Origin of the sequence: Saccharopolyspora thermophila, assembly GCF_014646075.1 — a bacterium.
GTDB classification, from domain to species: domain Bacteria; phylum Actinomycetota; class Actinomycetes; order Mycobacteriales; family Pseudonocardiaceae; genus Saccharopolyspora; species Saccharopolyspora thermophila.
Map to the genome: position 1 here is coordinate 1 of NZ_BMMT01000033.1, position 5,314 is coordinate 5,314.

At 69.1% G+C, this 5,314-nt stretch carries 4 protein-coding genes; all 4 read right to left on the minus strand.

What is annotated here, in order from left to right:
* The coding region (locus IEY17_RS24875; protein ID WP_188987137.1) for an adenosylhomocysteinase at positions 1-179 on the minus strand (179 nt) is incomplete at its 3' end.
* Positions 180-222: 43 nt separating this feature from the next.
* Entirely contained in the window at positions 223-3,789 is a 3,567-nt protein-coding gene (metH, locus tag IEY17_RS24880) for a methionine synthase (RefSeq protein ID WP_188991897.1), read from the minus strand.
* Positions 3,790-3,810: 21 nt separating this feature from the next.
* Entirely contained in the window at positions 3,811-4,785 is a 975-nt protein-coding gene (locus IEY17_RS24885; protein WP_188991899.1) for a carbohydrate kinase family protein, read from the minus strand.
* Between the two features lie 221 nt (positions 4,786-5,006).
* A partial coding sequence (locus tag IEY17_RS24890) for a methionine adenosyltransferase domain-containing protein (RefSeq protein WP_188991902.1) occupies positions 5,007-5,314 on the minus strand: 308 nt, incomplete at its 5' end.

Consider the following 5,314-nt stretch of genomic DNA (forward strand, 5'->3'; position numbering starts at 1 on the left):
AACGAACCCGCAATCCGCGCCCCCCGCAACGGCTGCGACCCCGCATACTCCCTACGCGTCGCCATCAAACCCGGCATCTCATGCTCAGCCAACCGAATCTGATGCCGCCCCGCCTCCGCCAACGACAGATCCCGAACAGCAAACTCCACACCATTCACCCTCTGCACCTGCACGCTCACAACTTCCTTCCTCTGATTCCCATCTGGATGTCGGCCGACGGCCTCAGGTGTTGAAGTACTTCGCCTCGGGGTGGTGGGCGACGATCGCGTCGGTGGACTGCTCGGGGTGCAGCTGGAACTCCTCGGAGAGCACGACGCCGATGCGTTCGGCCTCCAGCAGATCGACGATCTTGGCGCGGTCCTCGATGTCCGGGCAGGCGCCGTAGCCGAAGGAGTACCGGGCGCCGCGGTAGCCGAGCTTGAAGAACTCCCGCACGTCCTCGGGGTCCTCCTGGGCCACCGAACCGCCGGTGGACCAGCGCAGCTCCCGCCGGATGCGGCGGTGCCAGTACTCCGCCAGCGCCTCGGTGAGCTGCACGCCGAGACCGTGCACCTCCAGGTAGTCGCGGTAGGAGTTGCCAGCGAACAGCTCGTTGGCGTAGTCGGCGATCGGCTGCCCCATCGTGACCAGCTGCATCGGCAGCACGTCGACCTGCCCGGTCTGCTCGGCCTTCTCCCGGGACCGGAAGAAGTCGGCCAGGCACAGCCGCCGGTCCCGCTTCTGGCGCGGGAAGAAGAACCGGCAGCGCTCCGGCGCGTCCGGTTCCTCCTTGTCCAGCACCACGAGGTGGTTGCCCTCGGACACGCACGGGAAGTAGCCGTAGACCACGGCCGCGTGCTGCAGGATGCCCGCGGTGGACAGCTCGTCGATCCAGTGCCGCAGCCGCGGCCGCCCCTCGGTCTCGACGAGTTCCTCGTAGGTCGGCCCCTCGCCCTTCTTCGCGCCGCGCAGGCCCCACTGGCCGAAGAACGTCGCGCGCTCGTCCAGCAGCGCCAGGTAGTCGGCGACCGCGACGCCCTTGATCACCTTCGAGCCCCAGAACGGCGGCGTCGGCACCGGGACATCGGCGTCCACATCGGACCGCGTGGTGTCGTCGTAGCCGGGTTCGTCGCCCTGTTCGGCCTTGCGCTTCTCGGCGATCCGCAGTGACCGCTCGCGGCGGGCCCTGCGCTCGGCCTTCCTCGCCTGCTCGGCGGCGTCCTCCTCCGGGGTGTCACCGCGCTTGATGGCCATCAGCCGGTCCATCAGGTGCAGGCCCTCGAAGGCGTCCCGCGCGTAACGCACGTCACCCTGGTAGATCTCGTCGAGGTCGTTCTCCACGTAGGAGCGGGTCAGCGCCGCGCCGCCCAGCAGCACCGGGTACTTCTGGGCCAGGCCCCGGGCGTTGATCTCCTCGAGGTTGTCCTTCATGACCACCGTGGACTTCACCAGCAGCCCGGACATGCCGATGGCGTCCACCTGGTGTTTCTCGGCGGCCTCGATGATGGCGTTGATCGGTTGCTTGATGCCCAGGTTGATCACGTCGTAGCCGTTGTTGGACACGATGATGTCAACCAGGTTCTTGCCGATGTCGTGCACGTCGCCCTTGACGGTGGCCAGCAGCAGCTTGCCCTTGCCTCCGGAGTCGTTCTTCTCCATGTGCGGCTCCAGGTAGGCCACCGCCGCCTTCATCACCTCGGCGGACTGGAGCACGAACGGCAGCTGCATCTGCCCGGAGCCGAACAGCTCCCCCACGACCTTCATGCCCGCCAGCAGGTTCTCGTTGATGATCTCCAGCGGCGGCTTGTGCTCCATCGCCGCGTCCAGGTCGGCCTCCAGGCCGTTGCGCTCACCGTCGACGATGCGCCGCTCCAGCCGCTCGAACAGCGGCAGCTTCGCCAGCTCCTCGGCCCGGGACGCGCTGCTGGACTTGGCCGTCTTGCCCTCGAACAGCTCCATCAGCTTCTGCAGCGGGTCGTAGCCCTCGGACCGCCGGTCGTGGACCAAATCCAGGGCCACCTGGCGCTGCTCCTCGGGGATCCGGCTCATCGGCAGGATCTTCGAGGAGTTGAGGATCGCGGTGTCCAGCCCGGCTTCCCGGCACTCGTGCAGAAACACCGAGTTGAGCACCTGGCGGGCCGCGGCGTTCAGACCGAACGACACGTTGGACAGCCCCAGGGTGGTCCGCACCTCGGGGTGGCGGCGCTTGAGCTCCCGGATCGCCTCGATGGTCTCGATGGCGTCGCGGCGCACCTCCTCCTGGCCGGTGGAGATCGGGAAGGTCAGGCAGTCGATGATGATGTCGGACTCCGACAGCCCCCAGTTGCCGGTGATGTCGGCGATCAGCCGCTCGGCGACCCGCAGCTTCCACTCCTTGGTGCGGGCCTGACCCTCCTCGTCGATGCACAGCCCGACGACCGCCGCGCCGTGCTCGGCGACCAGCCGCATCACCCGCTGGAACCGCGAGTCCGGGCCGTCGCCGTCCTCGTAGTTCACCGAGTTGACCGCGCAGCGCCCGCCGAGGTGTTCCAGACCGGCCCGGATCACCTCGGGCTCGGTGGAGTCGACCATGATCGGTAACGTGGAGGACGTCGCCAGGCGACCGGCCAGCTCCCGCATGTCGGCCACGCCGTCACGCCCCACGTAGTCCACGCACAAATCCAGCATGTGCGCGCCCTCGCGGGTCTGGCTCTTGGCGATCTCGATGCAGGTGTCGTAGTCGCCGGCCAGCATCGCCTCCCGGAACGCCTTCGATCCGTTGGCGTTGGTGCGCTCGCCGATGTTGAGGATCGAGGCGTCCTGGTCGAACGGCACCGACTGGTACATCGACGACACCGCCGGCACGTACTCCGGGGTGCGCGGCGGAGGCGTCAGCGAACCGACGGCCTCGACGACCGCGCGCACGTGCTCGGTGGTGGTGCCGCAACAGCCGCCCACCAGACGGGCGCCGAAGTCGTTGACGAACCCGACCAGCGCCTCGGCCAGCTCGTCGGGCTGCAGCGGGTACACCGCGCCGTTGGGCCCGAGCTCCGGTAAGCCCGCGTTGGGCATCACCGAGATCGGCACCCGGGCGTGCTGGGCCAGCACCCGCAGGTGCTCGCTCATCTCCGCCGGGCCGGTCGCGCAGTTCATCCCGATCAGGTCGATGCCCAACGGCTCCAGCGCGGTCAGCGCGGCACCGATCTCCGAGCCGACCAGCATGGTGCCGGTGGTCTCCACGGTGACCTGGGCGATGATCGGCACCCGCCGTCCGGCCCGCTGCATCGCCCGCTTGGCGGCGACGATCGCGGCCTTGGTCTGCAGCAGGTCCTGCGAGGTCTCCACCAGCACCACGTCGATGCCGCCGTCCAGCATGCCCAGCACCTGCTCGACGTAGGCGTCCCGCAGCGCGGTGAAGGACACGTGGCCCAGCGTGGGCAGCTTCGTGCCCGGCCCCACCGAACCGAGCACGAACCGCGGTTTGTCCGGGGTGGAGTACTCGTCGGCGGCCTGCCGGGCCAACGCCGAACCCGCCTCGGCGAGCTCCCGGATGCGCTCCGGAATGTCGTACTCGGTGAGGTTGGCCAGGTTCGCACCGAAGGTGTTGGTCTCGATCGCGTCCGAACCCGCCTCCAGGTAGCCCCGGTGGATCGAGGACACCACGTCAGGCCGGGTCACGTTGAGGATCTCGTTGCAGCCCTCGAGGTTGGCGAAGTCGTCCAACGTCAGGTCGAAGCCCTGCAACGCGGTCCCCATGCCGCCGTCAGCGACCAGGACGCGTTCGCCGATGGCGGTGAGAAACCCGCTCGGATCGTTCTGCCGGTCTGCCATGCCGTGACTGCTCCCCGTTTCTCAGCGAATTGTGGACGCGACCTCGGCGGCCGCAGCCTCACCGTAGGTCTCGTCGATGCGCGCCAGGAACGAGTCCCGCTCGACCTCGTACTCCTGCGGCCCGTCGGTCTCCAGCGACACTGTCGCCAGGGTGCAGCCCAGCTGCAACGACCGCTCGATGCCCAGCTCGTGGGTCAGGCCGGCCAGGAACCCGGCGCGCAGCGCGTCACCGACCCCGGTGGGGTCGCCCTTCTGCTTCTCCTTGGGCGGCGCGACCTCCAGCGTCGGCTCCGTCCGGGACTCCGCCTGCACGCCCTTCGGGCCCAGCGAGGTCACCCACATACCGACCCGCTCCAGCACCTCGGCGTGGGTCCAGCCGGTGCTCTTCAGCAGCAGGCCGTGCTCGTACTCGTTGGTGAACAGATACTCGGCGCCCTCCACCAGTTTGCGGATGTCCGAGCCCTCCATGCGGGCCAGCTGCTGGCCCGGGTCGGCCAGGAAGCGGTAGCCGCGGTCCCGGCACTCCTGGGTGTGGCGCAGCATGGCGTCCGGGTCGTTGGCGGAGATCACCACCATGTCCAGCCCGCCGAGCCGGTCGGCGACCGGCTTGAGCTCGATCTCCCGGGCCTCGGCCATCGCCCCGGCGTAGAAGGAGGCGATCTGGTTCTGGTCGGTGTCGGTGGTGCACAGGAACCGCGCGGTGTGCTTGGTGTCGGACACGTGCACCGAGGCGGTGTCCACCCCATGCCGCTCCAGCCAGGACCGGTAGTCATCGAAGTCGCGGCCCACCGCGCCCACCAGGGCCGAGGTCACGCCCAGCTGGCCGAGGCCGAAGGTGATGTTGGCCGCGATCCCGCCGCGGCGCACCTGCAGCTCGTCCACCAGGAACGACAGCGACACCTGCTGGAGGCGGTCGGCGACGAGCTGCTCGGCGAACCTGCCGGGGTAGGACATGAGGTGGTCGGTGGCGATGGACCCGGTCACCGCAATCCGCACTGCAATACTCCATTCACCAGGGGCGGGCGCCACGTCGGCCCCCGACCTCGAAGCTCTACTGGACCACACGGCCGTCACGCGCTGCGGGGCGCGGTCCACCACGCCCCGCAGTCCACCCGACGACGATCGACACTGTCCTTCAAGCGGCGCAGCCGCTCGGCGCACGCACGCGGGGTGACCACCGGGACCACCTACGCAGCACGAGGCCGTCAGACAGCCTCTCAGATGCCCGCCGCGCTCCTGAGCGCGTCGGCGCGGTCGGTGCGCTCCCACGGCAGGTCGACATCGGTGCGGCCGAAGTGACCGTAGGCCGCGGTCTGCGCGTAGATCGGGCGCAGCAGGTCCAGGTCGCGCACGATGGCGGCCGGGCGCAGGTCGAACACCTCGTTGATGGCCGCCTGGATCTTGAGCGGGTCGACGTTCTCGGTGCCGAAGGTCTCCACGAACAGCCCGACCGGGGCGGCCTTGCCGATCGCGTAGGCCACCTGCACCTCGAGACGACTGGCCAGACCGGCGGCCACCGCGTTCT